A 22,943-nucleotide genomic window follows, 5' to 3' on the forward strand; every position below is an offset into this window, starting at 1 on the left:
CGCGAACGGGTAGTTTGTGGGGGCCAGAGAACTTTCAGGAGGGTTGGCCGTGACTGCTGATCTGTCGCAGATCGTGAAGGCGTACGACGTACGCGGAGTGGTCCCGGACCAGTGGGACGAAACACTGGCCGGACTCTTCGGCGCCGCCTTCGCGCAGGTGACGGGCGCGTCGGCGATCGTCGTCGGCCACGACATGCGGCCCTCGTCCCCCGGCCTGTCCCGCGCCTTCGCGCGCGGCGCGGCGGACCGCGGCGTGGACGTGACCGAGATCGGCCTGTGCTCCACCGACCAGCTCTACTACGCCTCCGGCGCGCTGGACCTGCCCGGCGCGATGTTCACCGCCTCGCACAACCCGGCCCAGTACAACGGCATCAAGATGTGCCGCGCCGGTGCCGCCCCGGTCGGCCAGGACACCGGTCTCGCGCAGATCCGCGAACTGGTGGAGAAATGGTTGGAGTCGGGCGCCCCGGAACCGGCCGCGGAGCCGGGCACCCTCACCTCGCGCGAGACGCTGGAGGACTACGCGGCGCACCTGCGCTCGCTGGTCGACCTGCGCGCGATCCGCCCCCTGAAGGTCGTCGTCGACGCGGGCAACGGCATGGGCGGCCACACGGTGCCCACGGTCTTCGCCGGCCTGCCCCTGACCCTCGTGCCGATGTACTTCGAACTGGACGGCACCTTCCCGAACCACGAGGCCAACCCGCTCGACCCGGCCAACCTCGTGGACCTCCAGAAGCGCGTCCCGGCCGAGGGCGCGGACCTGGGCATCGCCTTCGACGGCGACGCCGACCGCTGCTTCGTCGTGGACGAGAACGGCGACCCGGTCTCCCCGTCCGCGATCACCGCCCTGGTCGCCGCGCGCGAGCTCGCGCGCAACGGCGGCGATGGCATGATCATCCACAACCTGATCACCTCCCGCACGGTCCCTGAGGTCGTCCGCGAGAACGGCGGCACCCCGGTCCGCACCCGCGTCGGCCACTCCTTCATCAAGGCCGAGATGGCCCGCACCGGTGCGATCTTCGGCGGCGAGCACTCCGCGCACTACTACTTCAAGGACTTCTGGAACGCCGACACCGGCATGCTGGCCGCCCTGCACGTCCTCGCCGCCCTCGGGGGCCAGGAGGGCCCGCTGTCCTCGCTCGTCGCCCAGTACGACCGCTACGCGGGCTCCGGCGAGATCAACTCCACCGTCGCCGACCAGTCCGGCCGCCTCGCCGCGATCCGCGCCGCGTACGAGGGCCGGGCCGGCGTCACCCTCGACGACCTCGACGGCCTCACCGTCTCCGCCACCGACTGGTGGTTCAACGTCCGCCCCTCCAACACCGAGCCCCTCCTCCGCCTGAACGCCGAGGCGAAGGACGAGCCCACGATGACCAAGATCCGCGACGAGGCGCTGGCCATCATCAGGGCGTGACATCCCCGGCCCCGCCCGCGCCCGGTCCAGGCCGCGGCGAACGCCTCCTGGAAGCGCTCGCGGCCGTCGTCGCCCGCAGCGCCCGTACCCCCGCCCCGGGCCAGGCGATTCGCGCGGGCGGGTGGGCAAGGCCCCGCCCCACCCGCCCCGCAGCGGTACGCTGACCAGCGGTCCGAGAAACCCCGCCCCCGAAGGGACACACCCCATGCCGCTCGAAGCCGGCCTCCTGGAGATCCTCGCCTGCCCGGCCTGCCACGCCCCCCTCAAGGAGCAGGACGCCGAGCTGATCTGCACCGGCCAGGACTGCGGTCTCGCCTACCCGGTCCGCGACGGCATCCCGGTCCTCCTCGTGGACGAGGCCCGCCGCCCCGAGTGACGCGGCCCCAACCGTCGTACCGTCGAGGACACCGCCGTACCCTCCAAGGCCCCCGCACCCCGTAGGGTCTTAGACGTCGTAGCCACCCCCGGCCATCGGAGGCTGCCGCCCATGCTGGACGAATCGCTGCTCGACAGCCCGGAGGGCCTCGCCGAGGCCGACCGCCGGGGCCTGCTGCGCGGTGCCGCCGAGGCCGGCGCCCGCGTGCGCACCGCCGCCCGGCACGCCGCCGAGGCAGGCGTCGGCAACCTCAAACCCGACGGCCGCCCCCGCGCCGTACTGATCGCCGGACCCGGCGCCGCCGCCACCCACACCGCCGACCTCCTCGGCACCCTGGCGGGCCCCGGCAGCCCCGTGGTCCGCCTCGCCCCCACCGGCGTCGCCCCGGCCGCGGGCGCCCTGCGCTGGGAACTCCCCGGCTGGGCGGGCTCGGTCGACCTGCTCCTGATCACCACCCCGGACGGCACCGAACCCAGCCTCGCCCTCCTCGCCGACCAGGCGTACCGCCGCGGCCTCACCGTCGTCGCCGTCGCCCCGGCCGGCACCCCCCTCGCCGAGTCCGTCGGCGGCACCCACGGGCTGTTCGTCCCGATGGCGACGGCACCGTACGACCAGGACGAACCGCTCGCCGCGTCCTCGCCCGGCGTCTTCTGGGCCCTGCTGACCCCGCTGCTCGCCCTCCTGGACCGGATCGGCCTGCTCTCCGCCCCGCCCGAGGCCCTGGAGAAGGTCGCCGACCGCCTCGACCGGATCGCCGAACGCTGCGGCCCCGTCATCGCCGCCTACAGCAACCCCGCGAAGACCCTCGCCGCCGAACTCGCCGACGCGCTCCCCGTGGTGTGGACCGAGGGGACCTCCGCGGGCCCCGCGGGCCGCCGCTTCGCCGCCGCCCTCGCCGAACTCGCCGGCCGCCCCGCCGTCGTCGCCGAACTGCCCGAGGCGCTCGCCGCGCACGGCGCCCTGCTGGCCGGCCCCCTCGCCGCCAGCGCCGACCCGGACGACTTCTTCCGCGACCGCGTGGAGGAGGCGCCCTCGCTGCACGCGCGCGTGGTGCTGCTGCGTGACCGCCCGAGCGGCGGCCTCACCGCCGCCCCCGCCGCCCGTGACCTGGCCCTCAGCCACGACACGCCGATCAGCGAACTCGAACCCGAGGAAGGCGGCGAACTGGAGACCCTCGCGGAACTGATCGCCGTCACGGATTTCGCCGCCGTTTACCTGGCGCTCGCTTCCGGGGCCTGATCTGGCTACGGGCCGGTCCGCACCGGCCACGGGCCCGCCCTTCCACGGCCCGCACACCGGCACCGCGCCCCGCGCGAGCCCCGCCGGCCGAGCAGCGCACGCACGGAAGACAGAGAAGACACATGGACCGCCTCGACAACACCGTCCGCCCCTACGCCTGGGGTTCCCCCACCGCCATCCCGCACCTCCTCGGCGTCGAGCCGACCGGCGAGCCCCAGGCGGAGATGTGGATGGGCGCCCACCCCGGCGCCCCGTCGCGCACCCCGCGCGGCACCCTCGCCGAGGTGATCGACGCCGACCCGGAGCGCGAAGTGGGCAAGGAGACGGTGGCCAGGTTCGGCCCGCACCTGCCCTTCCTGCTGAAGATCCTCGCCGCCGGCGCGCCCCTGTCCCTCCAGGTGCACCCCGATCTGGAGCAGGCCAGGGAGGGTTACGACGACGAGGAGCGCAGAGGCGTCCCGATCGACGCGCCGCACCGCAACTACAAGGACGCCAACCACAAGCCCGAACTGATCTGTGCCCTCACCGAGTTCGACGGCCTGTGCGGCTTCCGCGACCCGGCCCGCGCCGCCGACCTGCTCGCCGGTCTCGGCGTCGAGTTGCTCAAGCCGTACGTCGATCTCCTGGGAGCCCACCCCGAGGAGGCGGCCCTGCGCGAGGTCCTCACCGCGATCCTCGGCGCGGACCGCGACGACATGGCCCGCACCGTCGCCGAGGCCACCGCCGCCTGCGCCCGCCTGGGCGGCGACTACGCCCCGTACGCCGGCCTCGCCCACCACTTCCCCGGCGACCCCGGCGTCATCGCGGCCATGCTGCTCAACCACGTCCGCCTCCAGCCCGGCGAGGCGCTGTTCCTGGGCGCCGGTGTCCCGCACGCCTATCTCGACGGCCTGGGCGTCGAGATCATGGCCAACTCCGACAACGTCCTTCGCTGCGGTCTGACGCCCAAACACGTCGACGTGCCCGAACTCCTGCGCGTCGTCCGCTTCGAGGCGGGCGACCCCGGCGTGCTGCGACCCGAGGCCGCCCCGGACGGCGAGGAGGTCTACGAGACGCCGATCGACGAGTTCCGGCTCTCCCGGTACGTCCTGGCCGAGGGCGGCACCGCCCAGGACCTCACCCGGAACACCCCGCAGATCCTGCTGTGCACGGCCGGCTCCGTCCACGCGGGCGAGCACGAACTGGGTCCCGGACACTCGGTGTTCGTCCCGGCCGACGAGAAGGCCGAGATCTCGGGCGCGGGTACGGTCTTCCGCGCCACCGTGCGCGTTTGACGGATCGTATGACCGGGACTGGGGACACCTGACGCGCCGGGGCCCGGCCGGGCTGCGACAATGGCCCACCGGCAAAGGCCGGGCAAAGGCGCAGAGTGGGCAAAGACCGAAGGGACAACGCGGACACATGAGCGCGTCAGGCGGTACCAGGGCGATCGTGGCGGCACTCGGCGCCAACCTCGCGATCGCGGCATCGAAGTTCGTGGCGTTCGCCTTCAGCGGCTCCTCCTCGATGCTCGCCGAGGGCGTCCACTCGCTCGCCGACTCCGGCAACCAGTTCCTGCTGCTCGTCGGCGGGAAGAAGGCCCAGCGCGAGGCCACCCCGCAGCACCCCTTCGGCTACGGCCGCGAGCGGTACATCTACGCCTTCCTCGTCTCGATCGTCCTCTTCTCCGTCGGCGGCATGTTCGCCATCTACGAGGGCTACGAGAAGATCTCCCACCCGCACGCCCTGGAGAACTGGTACTGGCCGGTGGCCGTCCTCGTCTTCGCGATCCTCGCCGAGGGCTTCTCCTTCCGCACCGCCATCAAGGAGTCCAAGGAACTGCGCGGCTCGCTGTCCTGGTCGCAGTTCATCCGCCGCGCCAAGGCCCCCGAGCTGCCCGTCGTCCTGCTGGAGGACTTCGGCGCGCTCATCGGTCTCGTCCTCGCCCTCGGCGGCGTCGGCCTCTCCCTGCTCACCGGCGACGGCGTCTGGGACGGCGTCGGCACCGTCTGCATCGGTGTCCTCCTCGTCTGCATCGCCCTGGTCCTGGCCGCCGAGACCAAGTCGCTGCTGCTGGGCGAGGCGGCCGGCCTCGACGTGATCAAGAAGATCGAGGACGTGACCGTCGACGGCGCCTCGGTCACCCGGATCATCCACATGCGCACCCTCCACCTCGGTCCCGAGGAACTGCTGGTCGCCGCCAAGATCGCGGTACGGCACGACGACACCGCCGCCGAGGTCGCCGCCGCCATCGACGCCGCCGAGGACCGCATCCGCACCGCCGTCCCCATCGCCCGTGTGATCTACCTCGAACCCGACATCTACAGCGAGGCCGAGGCCGCCAAGGGACCCGACCCGGCGGCGACCCCCGGCGGCCCGAACCCGCACGCCGACGGCCACTGACCCGGCCCCGCCCACCCCGCCCCCAACCGTGCCGCCGCCTCGGATACGGCTTGAACCATGCGGACGCGGACTGTGGGCGAGCGGGCGGTCCGGTGTAGCTTGGGACGGAGCCAGACGTCGCTGCTGATGGCGGTCGGGCGGTCCCACCACGGACCGTCCGAGGGAGAGAGGGCCTCCGACGGACTGCGCTGCGCGCACGTGGGCATGCCCATGTCCTCTTTCCGGGCATCCGTATGTCCGCCGCCGCGCAGATCAGCCGTACCCACCCTCGCCCCGATTCCGAGGAGCAGCTCGTAATGACGACTGTCGACAACCGACAGGACTTCAAGGTCGCCGATCTCTCGCTGGCCGAGTTCGGCCGCAAGGAGATCACCCTCGCCGAGCACGAGATGCCCGGCCTGATGGCGATCCGCAAGGAGTACGCCGAGAGCCAGCCGCTGGCCGGCGCCCGGATCACCGGCTCCCTGCACATGACCGTGCAGACCGCCGTGCTGATCGAGACCCTGGTCGCCCTCGGCGCCCGCGTCCGCTGGGCCTCCTGCAACATCTTCTCCACCCAGGACCACGCCGCCGCCGCCATCGCCGTCGGCCCGAACGGCACCCCGGACAACCCCCAGGGCGTCCCGGTCTTCGCCTGGAAGGGCGAGACCCTGGATGAGTACTGGTGGTGCACCGAGCAGGCGCTGACCTGGCCGGACAGCCCCACCGGCGGCCCGAACATGATCCTGGACGACGGCGGCGACGCCACCCTCCTCGTCCACAAGGGCGTCGAGTACGAAAAGGACGGCAAGGTCCCCGGCCTGGAGACCGCCGAGTCCGACGAGCACCGCGTCATCCTCGAACTGCTGCACCGCACCATCACGGACGGCTCGCAGAAGTGGACCCAGCTGGCCGCCGAGATCCGCGGGGTGACGGAGGAGACCACGACGGGTGTGCACCGGTTGTACGAGATGCAGCGTGACGGTGTGCTGCTGTTCCCGGCGATCAATGTCAACGACGCGGTGACGAAGTCGAAGTTCGACAACAAGTACGGCTGCCGGCACTCCCTGGTCGACGGCATCAACCGTGCCACGGACGTGCTGATCGGCGGCAAGACCGCCGTCGTGTGCGGTTACGGCGATGTCGGCAAGGGCTGTGCGGAGTCTCTGCGGGGCCAGGGTGCTCGCGTGATCGTCACGGAGATCGACCCGATCTGCGCGCTCCAGGCGGCGATGGACGGTTACCAGGTCACGACGCTGGACGAGGTCGTCGAGACCGCCGACATCTTCATCACCACGACGGGCAACAAGGACATCATCATGGCCTCGGACATGGCCAGGATGAAGCACCAGGCGATCGTGGGGAACATCGGTCACTTCGACAACGAGATCGACATGGCCGGCCTGGCGAGGACTCCGGGCATCGTGAAGGACGAGGTCAAGCCGCAGGTCCACACGTGGACGTTCCCGGACGGCAAGGTGATCATCGTGCTGTCCGAGGGCCGTCTGCTGAACCTGGGCAACGCGACCGGGCACCCGTCGTTCGTGATGTCGAACTCCTTCGCGGACCAGACGCTGGCGCAGATCGAGCTGTTCACCAAGCCCGACCAGTACCCGACCGGCGTGTACACGCTGCCCAAGCACCTGGACGAGAAGGTCGCCCGCCTCCACCTCGACGCCCTCGGCGTCAAGCTGACCACGCTGCGCCCGGAGCAGGCCGCGTACATCGGCGTCGAGGTCGAGGGCCCGTACAAGCCCGACCACTACCGCTACTGACCGCCCCCGAGCCGCGTCACCGCGTCTCGGCCAGGTCCGCAGAGGCAGGCCCCCGCACCCCCGTGCCGGGGGCCTGCCCCTTTGGCCGGTCCGGTCCGGCCTTCACGCACCCGTCCGGCGCTCACGCCCCCGGACGGACGTACCGCGGCGACGCCCCCCGAGCCCGTCACAACCCAGGACCCCCATGCCCCGCGGCCGCTATTCGCTCCACGATCCGCACGATCGCACCCCCCTCGGCGAAGAACACTTCCAGTGCGCCCCCGGCCCGTCCGGCTGGCGCTACGTCTCCCGGCTGACGACCCCCGCCGGCGACCAGAGCGGCTCGGTCGACCTCGCCCTGGACGACCTCGGCCGTCCCATCCGCCTCGAACTCCACGCGGGCGGCTGGCAGGTCCGCGGTGCCGCCCTCGACGGCGTCACCTGGGTCCGCACGGACCCCACCGGAACCCATGCCACCGAAGGCAATGTGCGCGCCCACGCCTTCACCGGCACGTCCCCCGCGTTCCTCGTCGCCACCGCTCGTCTCGTGCGCCTCACCCCCTCCTCCGCGACCCGCGTACGACTCGTCGCCCTCACGGACCCGGTCCTCGCCCCCCGCACCGTGGACCAGTCCTGGGCACTGGTGAACAGCGAAGCACACGCCACTGACAACGGCCCTCTGACCGTGGACGAATACCAGGTCAGCGCCCTGGACACGGGCGAACAGCACACCGTCCACATCGCCGGCGACGTGGTGCTGGCCGCGCCCGGAATCGAGCTGGAGGACCTGGAGTCACCGCCGTCGACGTTCCGCTGAGCAGCGGGGCGGGCGGGGCACAAGGGGCGTCTCGCGCTGACGAGGGAAGGGCGCTGCCCCGACCGCCGGCTCCGCTGTCCACCGGGCGTCGGCGCGGGCGGGGTGGGGGCGGCCGTACTCCGCGGTGAGCGCAGTCGCCCTTACGCGGGCGGCGCGAACCCGGTGGCCGGCCGCTCACCCGGCGGCTCCTGCCCGGAAGGCGCGGCCGACGGCACAATCGGCACGGCGGACGCCTCCGGCTGGGCGGGCGCCGGCGCCCGATACACGGACCAACCACCGGCCTCCGCAGCCCACCCGGCACCCGACACGTCGTCCCCGGCCGCGCGCGGGGCATCTCCCGCCACGGAACCGCCCGCGCCGAACGGCCGCCGCGCCTGCCGGGACTCCCGCGACTGCCGCTCGTGCACCACGGCGGCCAGGAAGACGGCAGGAGGAAGATCGGCGGGCAGCGGAGCCCCCGTGCGCGCCGCGAGATCACCGGCGAGTCGCCGCGCCATGTCCCAGGACACACCGGGATCCAGCTGCTGCATCCGCGTCAGGTACTGCCGCACGGCCATCCACAGCCCGTCCGGCACGGCCGACAGGTCGAGACCGGCGAACCGCTGCGCGAGATGCGGCGGCGGAGGCGGGACGAGACCGGTCCGCCCCACCGGAATCCGTTCCCGCACGACGAGGGTCCCCGCGAACACGTCCCCGAGCCGCCGCCCGCGCGCCGAGACCAGCGACGCGATGGACGCGATCGCGCCGAACGTCATGAGAATCTCGATCACACCGATCGCACCCCGCACCAGCGCGTGCCGGAAGCGGATCGGCCCGCCGTCGTCCCGCACCACCCGAAGCCCCAGCGACATCTTCCCGAGCGAACGGCCGTGGCTCAGCGTCTCCACCGCGATCGGCACGCCGATCGGCACCAGCAGGAACGTCGCGATCGCCAGCGCCGTCCGCGCGGCACTGTCCAGGGAGGACGTCGTCACCACGAGCAGCACGGTGACCGCGACATACGCGGTCATCGCCGCCACCAGGTCGAGCAGTACGGCCAACGCCCTGCTCGGAAATTTCGCCGGCAGCAGTTCGAGGGCCACCGCCTCGCCGGTCACCAGCTCGCTCACGCCCACCCCGTCCTTCCTCCGCCCCGTGGGCGGCAAGTCTGCCAAGCTGTGGGCGCATTGCGCGCCAGTGCGACAAGCTGACAGCAAACACGATCATCGACGACGAGCAGTCGGCTACCGGCCGAGGAGCAGGCAGACCCGATGGACCTGGACGTCTTCGTCTCCGCACACCGAGCCGAATGGGACCGCCTCGACGCCCTGCTCCGCCGCCGGCGCCGCCTGAACGGCGCCGAGGCCGACGAACTCGTCACCCTCTACCAGCGCACCGCGACTCACCTCTCGCTCGTCCAGTCCAGCGCCCCCGACCCCCAGCTCACCGGACGGCTCAGCCAACTCGTCGCCCGCGCGCGCAGTGCCGTCACTGGTGCCCGCACCGCGTCCTGGCGCGATGTGACCCGCTTCCTGACCCGAGGCTTCCCGGCCGCCGTCTATCGCGCGCGCCGCTGGTGGGTCCCCACGGCGCTCGTCTCCACGGCCGTCGCGATCCTGCTGGGCTGGTGGATCGGCGCGCACCCGGAGGTGCAGTCCTCCATCGCGGCCCCCGGTGAGCTGCGCCAGATGACCCGCCCCGGCGGTGAGTACGAGACCTACTACTCCAGCCATCCGGCGGCCTCCTTCGCCGCTCAGGTGTGGACGAACAACGCAGAGGCGGCCGCGATGTGCCTGGTCCTAGGCGTCTTCCTGGGCCTGCCGGTCCTCTGGATCCTCTTCGAGAACATGCTCAACCTCGGTGCCGGTTTCGGTCTGATGTCCTCCGCCGGCCGCCTCGACACATTCCTCGGCCTGGTCCTGCCGCACGGCCTGCTGGAACTGACCGCGGTCTTCGTGGCGGCCGGTACGGGACTTCGCCTGGGCTGGACCGTCATCGACCCCGGCCCCCGCACCCGGCGCGCCGCGCTCGCGGAGGAGGGACGGGCCGCGGTGGGCATGGCGATCGGCCTCGCCCTGGTCCTGTTCGTCTCCGGCGCCATCGAAGGCTTCGTGACGCCGTCCGGCCTGCCCACCTGGGCCCGTATCGGCATCGGCATCGTGGCCGAGGTGGCATTCCTGACGTACGTCTACGTCCTCGGGGGCCGCGCGGTTCGTGAGGGCGAGACGGGTGACCTCGACGCGGCGGACCGCAGTTCCTCCGTGCCCACCGCTGCCTGATGTGCGTCCGGCCCTCCTGAGCTGCTATTCTCCTCTTCGCTCACGGGAGCCGTTGACACGGGTCGCGTGGGGAGGTAGATTCAAACAGTTGCCTAGAACTGGACACGTCCGGTAGGCGATCGCTAGACTCTACTGGCTTCCAAGAAGTCGCTATCGACATTCAAAAGAAGCGTCCTCCCGATTACTCAGAAATGAGCGGCCGGTCAGACCGGCCGAAAACTTCTGATAAAGTCGGAACCGCCGGAAAGGGAAACGCGAGAGCGGGAACCTGGAAAGCGCCGAGGAAATCGGATCGCGAAGATCTGATAGAGTCGGAAACACGAAGGGAAGCCCGGAGGAAAGCCCGAGAGGGTGAGTACAAAGGAAGCGACCGTTCCTTGAGAACTCAACAGCGTGCCAAAAGTCAACGCCAGATATGTTGATACCCCGTCTCCGGTCATCATGATCGGGACGTGGTTCCTTTGAAATAAACACAGCGAGGACGCTGTGAACGGTCGGACTATTCCTCCGATCGTTCCGCTCTCGTGGTGCTCACCGGATTACCGGTAAACATTCACGGAGAGTTTGATCCTGGCTCAGGACGAACGCTGGCGGCGTGCTTAACACATGCAAGTCGAACGATGAAGCCCTTCGGGGTGGATTAGTGGCGAACGGGTGAGTAACACGTGGGCAATCTGCCCTGCACTCTGGGACAAGCCCTGGAAACGGGGTCTAATACCGGATATGACCGTCTTGGGCATCCTTGACGGTGTAAAGCTCCGGCGGTGCAGGATGAGCCCGCGGCCTATCAGCTTGTTGGTGAGGTAACGGCTCACCAAGGCGACGACGGGTAGCCGGCCTGAGAGGGCGACCGGCCACACTGGGACTGAGACACGGCCCAGACTCCTACGGGAGGCAGCAGTGGGGAATATTGCACAATGGGCGAAAGCCTGATGCAGCGACGCCGCGTGAGGGATGACGGCCTTCGGGTTGTAAACCTCTTTCAGCAGGGAAGAAGCGAGAGTGACGGTACCTGCAGAAGAAGCGCCGGCTAACTACGTGCCAGCAGCCGCGGTAATACGTAGGGCGCAAGCGTTGTCCGGAATTATTGGGCGTAAAGAGCTCGTAGGCGGCTTGTCACGTCGGTTGTGAAAGCCCGGGGCTTAACCCCGGGTCTGCAGTCGATACGGGCAGGCTAGAGTTCGGTAGGGGAGATCGGAATTCCTGGTGTAGCGGTGAAATGCGCAGATATCAGGAGGAACACCGGTGGCGAAGGCGGATCTCTGGGCCGATACTGACGCTGAGGAGCGAAAGCGTGGGGAGCGAACAGGATTAGATACCCTGGTAGTCCACGCCGTAAACGGTGGGCACTAGGTGTGGGCAACATTCCACGTTGTCCGTGCCGCAGCTAACGCATTAAGTGCCCCGCCTGGGGAGTACGGCCGCAAGGCTAAAACTCAAAGGAATTGACGGGGGCCCGCACAAGCGGCGGAGCATGTGGCTTAATTCGACGCAACGCGAAGAACCTTACCAAGGCTTGACATACACCGGAAAGCATTAGAGATAGTGCCCCCCTTGTGGTCGGTGTACAGGTGGTGCATGGCTGTCGTCAGCTCGTGTCGTGAGATGTTGGGTTAAGTCCCGCAACGAGCGCAACCCTTGTCCCGTGTTGCCAGCAGGCCCTTGTGGTGCTGGGGACTCACGGGAGACCGCCGGGGTCAACTCGGAGGAAGGTGGGGACGACGTCAAGTCATCATGCCCCTTATGTCTTGGGCTGCACACGTGCTACAATGGCCGGTACAATGAGCTGCGATACCGTGAGGTGGAGCGAATCTCAAAAAGCCGGTCTCAGTTCGGATTGGGGTCTGCAACTCGACCCCATGAAGTCGGAGTCGCTAGTAATCGCAGATCAGCATTGCTGCGGTGAATACGTTCCCGGGCCTTGTACACACCGCCCGTCACGTCACGAAAGTCGGTAACACCCGAAGCCGGTGGCCCAACCCCTTGTGGGAGGGAGCTGTCGAAGGTGGGACCAGCGATTGGGACGAAGTCGTAACAAGGTAGCCGTACCGGAAGGTGCGGCTGGATCACCTCCTTTCTAAGGAGCAATAGCCGACTGCAAGCAAGTGTCTTGCACGGTTGCTCATGGGTGGAACGTTGACTACTCGGCACGGTCCAGGATGGATCAGGCGCTAGTACTGCCCCTCGGGGTGTGGAACGCTGATCTGATCGGCTGGTCGTGTCGGGCACGCTGTTGGGTGTCTGAGGGAATGATCTTTTCCTCAGTCGCCGGCCCCAGTGCACTCACTAGTTTCTGCTGGTGGGGTGATGGGTGGCTGGTCGTTGTTTGAGAACTGCACAGTGGACGCGAGCATCTGTGGCCAAGTTTTTAAGGGCGCACGGTGGATGCCTTGGTACCAGGAACCGATGAAGGACGTGGGAGGCCGCGATAGTCCCCGGGGAGTCGTCAACCAGGCTTTGATCCGGGGGTTTCCGAATGGGGAAACCCGGCAGTCGTCATGGGCTGTCACCCTTGCCTGAACACATAGGGCAAGTGGAGGGAACGAGGGGAAGTGAAACATCTCAGTACCCTCAGGAAGAGAAAACAACCGTGATTCCGGGAGTAGTGGCGAGCGAAACCGGATGAGGCCAAACCGTATGCGTGTGAGACCCGGCAGGGGTTGCGTGTGCGGGGTTGTGGGATCTCTCTTCTACGGTCTGCCGGCCGTGGGGCGAGTTATAAACCGTTGATGTAGACGAAGGACATGCGAAAGGTCCGGCGTAGAGGGTAAGACCCCCGTAGTTGAAATGTCAGCGGCTTGCTTGAGAGACACCCAAGTAGCACGGGGCCCGAGAAATCCCGTGTGAATCTGGCGGGACCACCCGCTAAGCCTAAATATTCCCTGGTGACCGATAGCGGATAGTACCGTGAGGGAATGGTGAAAAGTACCCCGGGAGGGGAGTGAAATAGTACCTGAAACCGTGTGCCTACAAGCCGTGGGAGCGTCGGAAGCACTTCGGTGCTTCTCGTGACTGCGTGCCTTTTGAAGAATGAGCCTGCGAGTTTGCGGTGTGTTGCGAGGTTAACCCGTGTGGGGAAGCCGTAGCGAAAGCGAGTCCGAATAGGGCGGTTGAGTAGCACGCTCAAGACCCGAAGCGGAGTGATCTAGCCATGGGCAGGTTGAAGCGGAGGTAAGACTTCGTGGAGGACCGAACCCACCAGGGTTGAAAACCTGGGGGATGACCTGTGGTTAGGGGTGAAAGGCCAATCAAACTCCGTGATAGCTGGTTCTCCCCGAAATGCATTTAGGTGCAGCGTCGTGTGTTTCTTGCCGGAGGTAGAGCACTGGATAGGCGATGGGCCCTACCGGGTTACTGACCTTAGCCAAACTCCGAATGCCGGTAAGTGAGAGCGCGGCAGTGAGACTGTGGGGGATAAGCTCCATGGTCGAGAGGGAAACAGCCCAGAGCATCGACTAAGGCCCCTAAGCGTACGCTAAGTGGGAAAGGATGTGGAGTCGCACAGACAACCAGGAGGTTGGCTTAGAAGCAGCCACCCTTGAAAGAGTGCGTAATAGCTCACTGGTCTAGTGATTCCGCGCCGACAATGTAGCGGGGCTCAAGCGTACCGCCGAAGTCGTGTCATTCACACAAGAAGCCCCAACGGGTGTGTGGATGGGTAGGGGAGCGTCGTCTGCCGGGTGAAGCAGCACCGGAAGGTAGTTGTGGACGGTTGACGAGTGAGAATGCAGGCATGAGTAGCGATTCACACGTGAGAAACGTGTGCGCCGATTGACTAAGGGTTCCTGGGTCAAGCTGATCTGCCCAGGGTAAGTCGGGACCTAAGGCGAGGCCGACAGGCGTAGTCGATGGATAACCGGTTGATATTCCGGTACCCGCTGTGAAGCGTCAAACATCGAGCATCGTGATGCTAAGGCCGTGAAGCCGCCCCGGAGCCTTCGGGCAAAGGGGAGTGGTGGAGCCGCCGGACCAAGCGGTTAGTAGGTGAGTGATGGGGTGACGCAGGAAGGTAGTCCATCCCGGGCGGTGGTTGTCCCGGGGTAAGGGTGTAGCCCGAGTGGTAGGTAAATCCGCCACTCATCAAGGGTGAGACCTGATGCCGAGCCGATTGTGGTGAAGTGGATGATCCTATGCTGTCGAGAAAAGCCTCTAGCGAGTTTCATGGCGGCCCGTACCCTAAACCGACTCAGGTGGTCAGGTAGAGAATACCGAGGCGTTCGGGTGAACTATGGTTAAGGAACTCGGCAAAATGCCCCCGTAACTTCGGGAGAAGGGGGGCCACACCTGGTGACGATCTTTACGGTCTGAGCTGGGGGTGGCCGCAGAGACCAGCGAGAAGCGACTGTTTACTAAAAACACAGGTCCGTGCGAAGCCGTAAGGCGATGTATACGGACTGACGCCTGCCCGGTGCTGGAACGTTAAGGGGACCGGTTAGCTCCATTTCGGTGGGGCGAAGCTGAGAACTTAAGCGCCAGTAAACGGCGGTGGTAACTATAACCATCCTAAGGTAGCGAAATTCCTTGTCGGGTAAGTTCCGACCTGCACGAATGGCGTAACGACTTCTCGACTGTCTCAACCATAGGCCCGGTGAAATTGCACTACGAGTAAAGATGCTCGTTTCGCGCAGCAGGACGGAAAGACCCCGGGACCTTTACTACAGTTTGATATTGGTGTTCGGTTCGGCTTGTGTAGGATAGCTGGGAGACTGTGAAGCTCATACGCCAGTGTGGGTGGAGTCGTCGTTGAAATACCAGTCTGGTCGTGCTGGATGTCTAACCTGGGTCCGTGATCCGGATCAGGGACAGTGTCTGATGGGTAGTTTAACTGGGGCGGTTGCCTCCTAAAGGGTAACGGAGGCGCCCAAAGGTTCCCTCAGCCTGGTTGGTAATCAGGTGTTGAGTGTAAGTGCACAAGGGAGCTTGACTGTGAGACCGACGGGTCGAGCAGGGACGAAAGTCGGGACTAGTGATCCGGCGGTGGCTTGTGGAAGCGCCGTCGCTCAACGGATAAAAGGTACCCCGGGGATAACAGGCTGATCTTCCCCAAGAGTCCATATCGACGGGATGGTTTGGCACCTCGATGTCGGCTCGTCGCATCCTGGGGCTGGAGTCGGTCCCAAGGGTTGGGCTGTTCGCCCATTAAAGCGGTACGCGAGCTGGGTTTAGAACGTCGTGAGACAGTTCGGTCCCTATCCGCTGTGCGCGTAGGAGTCTTGAGAAGGGCTGTCCCTAGTACGAGAGGACCGGGACGGACGAACCTCTGGTGTGCCAGTTGTTCTGCCAAGGGCATGGCTGGTTGGCTACGTTCGGGAGGGATAACCGCTGAAAGCATCTAAGCGGGAAGCCTGCTTCGAGATGAGGACTCCCACCCACTTGATGGGGTAAGGCTCCCAGTAGACGACTGGGTTGATAGGCCGGATCTGGAAGCCAGGTGACTGGTGGAGGTGACCGGTACTAATAGGCCGAGGGCTTGTCCTCAGTTGCTCGCGTCCACTGTGTTGGTTCTGAAACCACGAACAACCAAAAGTGCCGGTTGTTGATAGTTTCATAGTGTTTCGGTGGTTATAGCGTTAGGGAAACGCCCGGTTACATTCCGAACCCGGAAGCTAAGCCTTTCAGCGCCGATGGTACTGCAGGGGGGACCCTGTGGGAGAGTAGGACGCCGCCGAACAATCATTCCGGGGAACCCCCGCACCGTTGGTGCGGGGGTTTTCTGCATTCTGGGCTAATTTTCCGCAGGTACTGCTGATGCCCCCGAAGGACAGCGAGCCGACGCCCCCCTCAGAGCCGGCCCGCCGCCTTCAGAGCCAGATACGCGTCCGCCAGCGCCGGTGCCAGACTCTCCGGCGTCGCGTCGACCACGGTGACACCGTTCCGGCGCAACGTGTCCGCAGTGCGCTGCCGTTCGTTCTGCGCCTGGGCCGCCGCCGCGGCCTCGTACACCGACTCCACGCTGCCTCGGGCCTTCGCCATCCGGTCGATGTGCGGGTCGGCCACCGCGGCGACCAGGACCGTATGGCGGTGCGTGAGTTGGGGGAGTACCGGGAGCAGTCCCTGCTCCACCGGCGCCGCGTCCAGGGTCGTGAGCAGGACGATCAGGGAACGCCGGGGCGCCGTGCGCAGGACCATGGAGGTCAGGCCCCGGTTGTCCGTCTCCACGAGCTCCGGTTCGAGTGTGGCCATCGCGTTGACGAGAGAGGGCAGCAGCTCGTTCGCGGAGCGGCCCTGGACAAGGGCGCGCGCCCGGCGGTCGTAGGCGAGCAGGTCGACCCGGTCGCCGGCCCGCGAGGCGAGCGCGGCGAGAAGGAGCGCCGCGTCCAGGGCGGCGTCCAGCCGCGGGGCGTCGCCCACCCGGCCGGCCGAGGTGCGGCCGGTGTCCAGGACGAGAAGGATGTGGCGGTCGCGTTCGGGGCGCCAGGTGCGTACGGCGACCGTGGACTGCCGGGCGGTGGCCCGCCAGTCGATCGAACGGGTGTCGTCGCCGGGGACGTACTCGCGGAGGCTGTCGAATTCCGTCCCCTCACCGCGCGTCAAGACGCTTGTACGACCGTCGAGTTCACGCAATCGGGCGAGTTTCGACGGAAGATGCTTTCGGCTCGTGAACGGGGGCAGAACCCGTACAGACCACGGCACCCGATGGGCGCCGTGGCGGGAGTACAGCCCGAGGGGGCCGTAGGAGCGGATCGTCACACGGTCGGCCTCGCGGTCGCCCCGGCGGGTGGGACGCAGTCGGGTGGTCACCCGCCTGCGCTCGCCCGGAGGCACGGTCAGCTGGTGCCGGGACGACTCGACCTCCGTCCCGGGCAGCCAGCTGCTGGGCGGCCAGCCGTCCCGCAGCCTGGCCCGCAGCGTGCGGCGGGACGGGTTGGCGATCGTGAGCGTGACATCGGCGCCCTCGCCGAGCCGGGCGGTGGTGTCCCCGGAACGGCTCAGGACCAGGCGTCGTACGGGCGCGGCCAGCGCGAAGTCGCAGGCGCAGGCCAGGGCCAGCGGGCCGTTGACCGCGAGGATGCCGGTCCAGCCGGGCTCCAGGATGCCGACCGGGATGGAGCCGAGAGCCGCGAGCAGGGCAGCGCGTCCGGTGAGCGCCATCAGCGGGGAACCGGCACATGGGCGAGGACTGCGTTGATGACCGAGTCGGCCGTCACGCCTTCCATCTCCGCCTCGGGACGCAATTGGACGCGGTGGCGCAGGGTCGGCAGGGCGAGGGCCTTGACGTCGTCCGGGATGACGTAATCCCGGCCGGTCAGCCAGGCCCAGGCACGAGCGGTGGACAGCAGGGCCGTGGCCCCACGGGGGGACACGCCCATGGTGAGGGAAGGGGATTCGCGGGTGGCACGGCAGATATCGACGACATAGGCCGTGATCTCGGGGGAGACGGTCGTCGCGGCGACCGCGACGCGGGCCGCCTCGAGGTCGGCGGGGCCGGCGACGGGTCGTATGCCCGCGGCGCGCAGATCACGGGGGTCGAAGCCCGAGGCGTGGCGGGTGAGGACGTCGATCTCGTTCTCACGGGAGGGCAGCGGGATCGTCAGCTTGAGCAGGAACCGGTCCAACTGGGCCTCGGGGAGGGGGTAAGTGCCCTCGTACTCGACCGGGTTCTGCGTGGCCGCGACGAGGAACGGCTCGGGGAGCGGGCGGGGCGTGCCGTCGACCGTGACCTGGCGTTCCTCCATGGCTTCGAGCAGGGAGGACTGGGTCTTGGGCGGGGTGCGGTTGATCTCGTCCGCGAGCAGCAGGTTGGTGAAGACCGGGCCGGGCTGGAAGGAGAACTCGGCGGAGCGGGTGTCGTAGACGAGAGAGCCGGTGACGTCGCTCGGCATCAGATCGGGGGTGAACTGGACGCGCTTGGTGTCGAGTTCGAGGGCGGACGCGAGGGCGCGCACGAGCAGCGTCTTGGCGACTCCGGGGACGCCTTCGAGCAGGACGTGCCCGCGGCACAGGAGGGCGACGACGAGTCCGGTCACGGCGGGGTCCTGGCCGACCACGGCTTTGGCGATCTCGGCACGCAGGGCCTCCAGGGAGGCGCGGGGGTCCCCCGCGGCCTCGGTCAGCCCGGCGTTGTCAGTGGTCGGGTCCATCATGAACGGCGTACCTCTCTTTCGAGGGCGTCGAGTTGGTCGGTGAGAGCGATCAGGGCCGCGTCGTCGCCGGGCGGCGGCCCGAAGACCAGGGAGCGCAGATCCTGTCCGTCGCCGGCGAGATGGGCGGACAGCGCGGGGAGCAGGGCCTCGGGCGTGTGTGCCTGGGCGACCGGCACTCCGACGAGCGGGGCGAGGCGGGTGCGGGCGGCGGAGCGCAGCGCGGCGGCGGCGCGGTCGCGGGCGTCGGCCTTGCGGTAGAGGCGGGCGCGGCCTTCGGCGGTCTCGGAGGCGCGGATCGCGACGGGGAGTCGTTCGGGCACCAGGGGTCCGAAGCGGCGTCCCCGCCAGACGGCGGCGAGTACGGCCGCGATGAACAACTGGAGGGTGGCCCAGAGCCAGCCCGAGGGGATCAGGTGGAAGAAGCTCTTGCGGTCGCTGTCGGCGGCGGGGGCGTCGGAGAGCGAGGGGAGGTACCAGACCAGATGGGGGCGGGAGCCGAGGAGTTGCAGGGCGAGCGAGGCGTTGCCGTGCTTGTCGAGGCGGTCGTTGTAGAGGATGTCGGGCGCGCCGAGCACGACGGTGTCGCCCCCGGAGGCGGCCGGGACGCGCAGCAGGGTGGCGAGCCGTGCGCTGGGGTAGCAGGAGTCGGCGTCGAGCCGGGTGGTGGTGTAGCGGACGCCGCCGGTGTCGGCGTTGCCCGCGCGCCGGGCGTCGGGCAGGGCGCAGTCGGGGGCCAGGGCGGAGCCGAGGCTGTCGGCGGGGTCCGCGTTGACTCCGGGGGCGAGCCGGCCGACGGACCAGCCGCTCGCGGCGACGAGGACGGTGCGTCCGCCGGAGGACGCGGTCGCCTGGTGCAGTTCGCGCTGCTGGCCGCTGCTGAGCCGGTCGGGGACGGCGATCAGGAGGGTGGTGTCGGGGCCGACGGCGGCGCGGGCGGCGCGCAGGGTGGTGACCACGCGCGTGGTGACCCCGCGGTCGGCCAGCAACTGGGCGACGGCGCGGCTGCCGTGGGGGTCGGCGGAGCGCGGGTCCAGCTCGCCGTGCCGCTCGGCGGAGCGCACGGCGGCGATGGCGACGCCCGCCACCAGGAGCAGCACCAGAGCGAGGGTGATGCCCCGCGTCCTGGTCCACACCGTGCGGGCCGTGGGCGCGGTGGAGGTGGCGGCGATCGGCGGCGCGGCCTCGGCGGTCACCCGGCCCCCTGGCTGGTGCTGTGGGCCGTGGCGGCCGTGCTGTCGGTGTGGGCGGGCCGGGTGCGTTCTAGGTCGCGGTCGAGTTCGGCGAGGCGCTGGTACGACTGCTCGCTCGCGGCGCGTCCGCCGTATGTCACGTCGTCGAATTCCCGTGCGGCGGCGCGCAGTCGGCCGGTGTGCGCGGGCAGGGCGCGGCCGGCCTCGGCGGCGGCCTCGTCGGAGGTGCGGCCCGGCCGGATGTCGAGCACGGTGCGCTCTTCCAGGGAGCGGACGACGGCGCGCATGCGCTCCTGGACGGCCTGGCTCCAGTGGGCCTGGGCCGCGTGCGCCTCGGCGGCCGCGCGGTGTTCGGCGGCGCTGCGCGGCCCGTCGTCGAACAGGACGGCGGCGGAGCGGGCCGGGCGCCGGCGGGGGGTGCCCAGGCGCCACCACAGGGCGCCCAGGACAGCGAGGACGAAGAGGATCACGACCAGCAGGCCGACCGCGCCGCCGGGGGCCGGTCCGGCGACGCTGCCGAACAGGTCGTCGAGCCAGTTCCAGAATGCCTTCAGGGCGCGCTCGAACAGGCCCGGATCGTTCTCGTGGTACATCCGTTTGGCCAGTTCGCGCCGGGCCGCCTCGCGTGCGGGGTCGCGCGCAATGGTCACCGGCGGCCCGTCGCCCGGCCCGGCGGCCGTGAGGACGGACGCGCCCGAGGCGCGCAGCAGGCCGTGTACGACTGTGGCCACGGCGCCGGGCGGGCCCGGCGCCGTGCACGATCCCCCCGTCGAGAACACCCGGTCAGCTCCCCGGAACGGGGCCGGGGGCGCCGGTGGGAGCGCCCTGGGCACCGGCGGCGCGGGCCAGTTCGAGGTCGAGGCCCTCGCGCCGGATGCGCTGGTCGATGTAGAGGAACACGGTGACGCAGGCGGAGATCGGCAGGGTGATGGTGGTGCCGATCACCGCGCCGATGCCGACGATCACCAGGAAGGTCCAGCTGAGGTGGCCGCCGTTCTGGCCCAGCATCCCGGACAGGCCGTCGCTGCCGGCGATCAGGGCGATGACGGTGAAGGGGATCGAGATCACCACCCTGACGAGGGCGACGATGAGCCCGGCGAGCAGCTGGATGCCGAGGATGCGCCACCAGGAGCCCTGCACCAGCTTCGTGGAGCGGCGCAGGGCGTGCACGATGCCCTGCTTCTCCAGCATCAGCGCGGGCGCGGCCAGGGAGAAGCGCACCGTCAGCCACACGAGTACGACCATGCCGGCGAGGAAGCCGAGCACCAGGAGCGCGATTCCGGCGCCCCGGCTGCCGCTCAGGAAGCCGATGACGCCGGGGACCGAGGCGGCCAGCATGATTCCGATGCCCATGAGGGCCAGCAGGAGCAGCTGACCGAACAGCTTCCACAGCTGCGGGCGGGCCTCCCGCCAGGCTTCGCCGAGGGTGGCCGGGCGGCCGAGGACCGCGCGGCTGGTGACGCTCGTCAGCATCGCGGTGGCGATGAGGGTGCCGATCACGGTGATCAGGCCCAGGACCATGGAGCTGAGGAAGGACTCGCCCATGACGCGAAACGCCTCGGTGGGCGTGGCGGCCGGGTCGCTGAGGGAGGACTGGGCGCTCATGTCGTTCAGGAAGAAGCCCTGGACGAGGACCGTGGTGATCTGCGTGACCAGTGCGAGCGCCAGGGATATGCCGAGGACCGTGCGCCAGTAGGTGCGCAGGGTGGAGACGGCGCCGTCGAGGATCTCGCCGACGCCGAGCGGGCGCAGCGGGATGACGCCGGGCTTGGCCGCGGGCGGTGGGCCGCCCCAGCCGCCGCCCCAGACTCCGTAACCGCCGGGAGCACCGTAGCCACTGTGGCCAGGGGGGCCTGCGTAGCCGCCGGGCGCGCCGGGACCGGTGCGGCCCCAGCCGGGACCGGGCGGCGGGGTCTGGCCCGGAGCGCCGGCGGGCGCGGACCACTGGCCGGGTGGCGGCTGCTGGCCGGACCACTGCGCGCCTGGGCCCTGCGGCTGCGGGCCCGGCTGCGGCGCGGGTGCGCCGGAGCCGTTTCCGGGCCGGCCGGCGGTGTCGGACGTGCCGGGTTCCCGTCCCTCGGGCGTCGGGTCGGATCCGGGCGAGGCCCAGCCCGGAGTGTCTGTCATCGGAGCTCCTTCTCGGTGCCCTTCCGCGGACGCGGCGGCAGGTTGGTGCACATCGTGCCATGGCGTGGTCAAGCCAGGTCCGGGCGAGGTACGGGCCCGATGTCTTCAGTTGCCCGCCGTGTCCGGGGCAGACTGACCGCATGGCTGATCAGCAGGCACGAAGCGGCGGGGACGAACGGCCGTCCGGAATACCGGCGATCCGATGGGAGGAACCACCCGAAGGTCCCGTACTGGTCCTTCTCGATCAGACGAGGCTTCCTGTGGAGGAGGTCGAGCTGGTGTGCACGGACGCGTCGGCGCTGGTGGAGGCGATCCGTTCGCTCGCCGTACGCGGGGCGCCGGTGCTCGGAATCGCGGGGGCGTACGGCGTCGCGCTCGCCGCCGCGCGGGGCTTCGACGTGTCCGAGGCGGCGCGCTCCATCGAGGAGGCGCGGCCCACCGCGGTGAACCTGTCCGTCGGTGTGCGCCGGGCACGGTCCGCGCACGAGGCCGAGCTGGCCCGCAGCGGCGCCCCGGCCGCGGCGGCCGGGGCGGCGCTGGCCGCGGCGCGGACGCTGCACCGGCAGGACGCCGAGGCCAGCGCCCGGATGGCGGCCCACGGCCTGGCGCTGCTGGACGAGCTGCTGCCCGGTGGCGGGCACCGGATCCTCACCCACTGCAACACCGGGGCGCTGGTCTCGGGCGGTGAGGGCACGGCCTTCGCGGTGGCGCTCGCGGCGCATCGCGTGGGGCGGCTGCGGCGGCTGTGGGTGGACGAGACGCGTCCGCTGCTCCAGGGCGCGCGTCTGACGGCGTACGAGGCGGCCCGCAACGGCATGGCGTACACGCTGCTCACCGACAGCGCGGCGGGCTCGCTGTTCGCGGCGGGCGAGGTGGACGCGGTGCTGATCGGGGCAGACCGGATCGCGGCGGACGGCTCGGTGGCGAACAAGGTGGGCAGCTATCCGCTCGCCGTGCTCGCGCGCCACCACGGGGTGCCGTTCATCGTGGTGGCGCCGCTGACCACGATCGACCCGGACACCCCCGACGGCGCGTCCATCGAGGTCGAGCAGCGTCCCGGCTTCGAGGTGACCGAGGTGATCGCGCCGCAGGCGCAGGTGACCGGGCCCGGCGGCGGGGTCCCGGTGGCGCCGCTGGGGACGCAGGCGTACAACCCGGCGTTCGATGTGACGCCGCCCGAGCTGGTGACGGCGATCGTCACCGAGGAGGGGGTCGTCACGCCCGTGTCGGGCGAGGCGCTCGCGGGGGTGTGCAAGCGGGCCCGCGAGGCGGCGACCGGCTGACCGGAGCGCGGCGCCGGACGCGGGTCCGGCGCCGCGGTAC

At 69.2% G+C, this 22,943-nt stretch carries 15 protein-coding genes and 3 rRNA genes; 12 read left to right on the plus strand and 6 right to left on the minus strand.

The genetic code is table 11. The annotated features are described in order from the left end of the window. The first annotated feature begins 49 nt into the window (after positions 1 to 49). From ACE4Q9_RS20305 to ACE4Q9_RS20335, 7 genes are all read left to right on the plus strand, one after another. Entirely contained in the window at positions 50 to 1,414 is a 1,365-nt protein-coding gene (locus tag ACE4Q9_RS20305; protein ID WP_397985645.1) for a phosphomannomutase/phosphoglucomutase, read from the plus strand. A 205-nt stretch (positions 1,415 to 1,619) separates the two neighbouring features. After that, positions 1,620 to 1,790, plus strand: coding sequence for a Trm112 family protein (locus tag ACE4Q9_RS20310; RefSeq protein WP_007450268.1), 171 nt, complete (start codon positions 1,620 to 1,622; stop codon positions 1,788 to 1,790). Between the two features lie 111 nt (positions 1,791 to 1,901). Further along, complete coding sequence (locus ACE4Q9_RS20315; RefSeq protein WP_397985646.1) at positions 1,902 to 3,029, plus strand: SIS domain-containing protein; 1,128 nt, start codon at positions 1,902 to 1,904, stop codon at positions 3,027 to 3,029. Positions 3,030 to 3,151: 122 nt separating this feature from the next. Continuing rightward, positions 3,152 to 4,303: a mannose-6-phosphate isomerase, class I gene (gene manA, locus ACE4Q9_RS20320; RefSeq protein WP_397985647.1), complete on the plus strand. Its 1,152-nt coding sequence runs from the start codon at positions 3,152 to 3,154 to the stop codon at positions 4,301 to 4,303. 127 nt (positions 4,304 to 4,430) lie between these two features. Continuing rightward, on the plus strand, positions 4,431 to 5,411 hold the full coding sequence (locus ACE4Q9_RS20325) for a cation diffusion facilitator family transporter (protein WP_397985648.1): 981 nt from the start codon (positions 4,431 to 4,433) through the stop codon (positions 5,409 to 5,411). Between the two features lie 296 nt (positions 5,412 to 5,707). Continuing rightward, positions 5,708 to 7,165 (plus strand): adenosylhomocysteinase, encoded by a 1,458-nt coding sequence (ahcY, locus tag ACE4Q9_RS20330; protein WP_397985649.1) that lies wholly within the window; start codon positions 5,708 to 5,710, stop codon positions 7,163 to 7,165. A gap of 184 nt (positions 7,166 to 7,349) precedes the next feature. Further along, positions 7,350 to 7,961, plus strand: coding sequence for a hypothetical protein (locus ACE4Q9_RS20335; protein ID WP_397985650.1), 612 nt, complete (start codon positions 7,350 to 7,352; stop codon positions 7,959 to 7,961). A 140-nt stretch (positions 7,962 to 8,101) separates the two neighbouring features. Here the strand turns inward: ACE4Q9_RS20335 and ACE4Q9_RS20340 are convergent, their stop codons facing one another. Then, positions 8,102 to 9,070, minus strand: a complete 969-nt coding sequence (locus ACE4Q9_RS20340; RefSeq protein WP_397985651.1) for an RDD family protein — start codon at positions 9,068 to 9,070, stop codon at positions 8,102 to 8,104. A gap of 141 nt (positions 9,071 to 9,211) precedes the next feature. Here ACE4Q9_RS20340 and ACE4Q9_RS20345 point away from each other — a divergent pair, with 141 nt between their 5' ends. The 4 genes from ACE4Q9_RS20345 (at position 9,212) to rrf (ending at position 15,890) form a co-directional block, all read left to right on the plus strand. Then, on the plus strand, positions 9,212 to 10,219 hold the full coding sequence (locus ACE4Q9_RS20345; protein WP_397985652.1) for a stage II sporulation protein M: 1,008 nt from the start codon (positions 9,212 to 9,214) through the stop codon (positions 10,217 to 10,219). 552 nt (positions 10,220 to 10,771) lie between these two features. Beyond that, positions 10,772 to 12,296 (plus strand): 16S ribosomal RNA (locus tag ACE4Q9_RS20350). Between the two features lie 281 nt (positions 12,297 to 12,577). Further along, a 23S ribosomal RNA gene (locus tag ACE4Q9_RS20355) occupies positions 12,578 to 15,697 on the plus strand. Positions 15,698 to 15,773: 76 nt separating this feature from the next. Next, positions 15,774 to 15,890: ribosomal RNA gene (gene rrf / locus ACE4Q9_RS20360) — 5S ribosomal RNA — on the plus strand. The 16S, 23S and 5S rRNA genes sit together here, the layout of an rRNA operon. A gap of 110 nt (positions 15,891 to 16,000) precedes the next feature. On the opposite strand, the gene ACE4Q9_RS20365 is transcribed toward rrf, so the two are convergent. The 5 genes from ACE4Q9_RS20365 to ACE4Q9_RS20385 are packed head-to-tail and all read right to left on the minus strand — an operon-like array spanning position 16,001 to position 21,620. Continuing rightward, entirely contained in the window at positions 16,001 to 17,311 is a 1,311-nt protein-coding gene (locus ACE4Q9_RS20365; RefSeq protein ID WP_397985653.1) for a DUF58 domain-containing protein, read from the minus strand. Next, positions 17,311 to 18,303 (minus strand): AAA family ATPase, encoded by a 993-nt coding sequence (locus ACE4Q9_RS20370; RefSeq protein WP_397985654.1) that lies wholly within the window; start codon positions 18,301 to 18,303, stop codon positions 17,311 to 17,313. Before ACE4Q9_RS20370 ends, ACE4Q9_RS20365 begins: the two co-directional genes overlap by 1 nt. Next, complete coding sequence (locus tag ACE4Q9_RS20375; RefSeq protein WP_397985655.1) at positions 18,300 to 19,496, minus strand: DUF4350 domain-containing protein; 1,197 nt, start codon at positions 19,494 to 19,496, stop codon at positions 18,300 to 18,302. Before ACE4Q9_RS20375 ends, ACE4Q9_RS20370 begins: the two co-directional genes overlap by 4 nt. Beyond that, complete coding sequence (locus tag ACE4Q9_RS20380; protein ID WP_397985656.1) at positions 19,493 to 20,224, minus strand: DUF4129 domain-containing protein; 732 nt, start codon at positions 20,222 to 20,224, stop codon at positions 19,493 to 19,495. Before ACE4Q9_RS20380 ends, ACE4Q9_RS20375 begins: the two co-directional genes overlap by 4 nt. 52 nt (positions 20,225 to 20,276) lie before the next feature. Beyond that, positions 20,277 to 21,620, minus strand: coding sequence for a glycerophosphoryl diester phosphodiesterase membrane domain-containing protein (locus tag ACE4Q9_RS20385; protein ID WP_397985657.1), 1,344 nt, complete (start codon positions 21,618 to 21,620; stop codon positions 20,277 to 20,279). A gap of 140 nt (positions 21,621 to 21,760) precedes the next feature. Here ACE4Q9_RS20385 and mtnA point away from each other — a divergent pair, with 140 nt between their 5' ends. After that, positions 21,761 to 22,903: an S-methyl-5-thioribose-1-phosphate isomerase gene (gene mtnA / locus ACE4Q9_RS20390; protein ID WP_397985658.1), complete on the plus strand. Its 1,143-nt coding sequence runs from the start codon at positions 21,761 to 21,763 to the stop codon at positions 22,901 to 22,903. The last annotated feature ends 40 nt before the right edge of the window (positions 22,904 to 22,943 follow it).

It is taken from the genome of Streptomyces sp. AM6-12, assembly GCF_044327085.1.
Lineage (GTDB): Bacteria > Actinomycetota > Actinomycetes > Streptomycetales > Streptomycetaceae > Streptomyces.

What these genes read in the sequence shown, in the direction of transcription:
- ACE4Q9_RS20310 (WP_007450268.1), top strand. Translation starts at nt 1,620, where the DNA reads ATGCCGCTCGAAGCCGGCCTCCTGGAGATCCTCGCCTGCCCGGCCTGC.
- ACE4Q9_RS20315 (WP_397985646.1), top strand. Translation starts at nt 1,902, where the DNA reads ATGCTGGACGAATCGCTGCTCGACAGCCCGGAGGGCCTCGCCGAGGCC.
- manA (WP_397985647.1), top strand. Translation starts at nt 3,152, where the DNA reads ATGGACCGCCTCGACAACACCGTCCGCCCCTACGCCTGGGGTTCCCCC.
- ACE4Q9_RS20325 (WP_397985648.1), top strand. Translation starts at nt 4,431, where the DNA reads ATGAGCGCGTCAGGCGGTACCAGGGCGATCGTGGCGGCACTCGGCGCC.
- ahcY (WP_397985649.1), top strand. Translation starts at nt 5,708, where the DNA reads ATGACGACTGTCGACAACCGACAGGACTTCAAGGTCGCCGATCTCTCG.
- ACE4Q9_RS20335 (WP_397985650.1), top strand. Translation starts at nt 7,350, where the DNA reads ATGCCCCGCGGCCGCTATTCGCTCCACGATCCGCACGATCGCACCCCC.
- ACE4Q9_RS20345 (WP_397985652.1), top strand. Translation starts at nt 9,212, where the DNA reads ATGGACCTGGACGTCTTCGTCTCCGCACACCGAGCCGAATGGGACCGC.
- ACE4Q9_RS20365 (WP_397985653.1), bottom strand. Translation starts at nt 17,311, where the DNA reads ATGGCGCTCACCGGACGCGCTGCCCTGCTCGCGGCTCTCGGCTCCATC.
- ACE4Q9_RS20370 (WP_397985654.1), bottom strand. Translation starts at nt 18,303, where the DNA reads ATGATGGACCCGACCACTGACAACGCCGGGCTGACCGAGGCCGCGGGG.
- ACE4Q9_RS20385 (WP_397985657.1), bottom strand. Translation starts at nt 21,620, where the DNA reads ATGACAGACACTCCGGGCTGGGCCTCGCCCGGATCCGACCCGACGCCC.
- mtnA (WP_397985658.1), top strand. Translation starts at nt 21,761, where the DNA reads ATGGCTGATCAGCAGGCACGAAGCGGCGGGGACGAACGGCCGTCCGGA.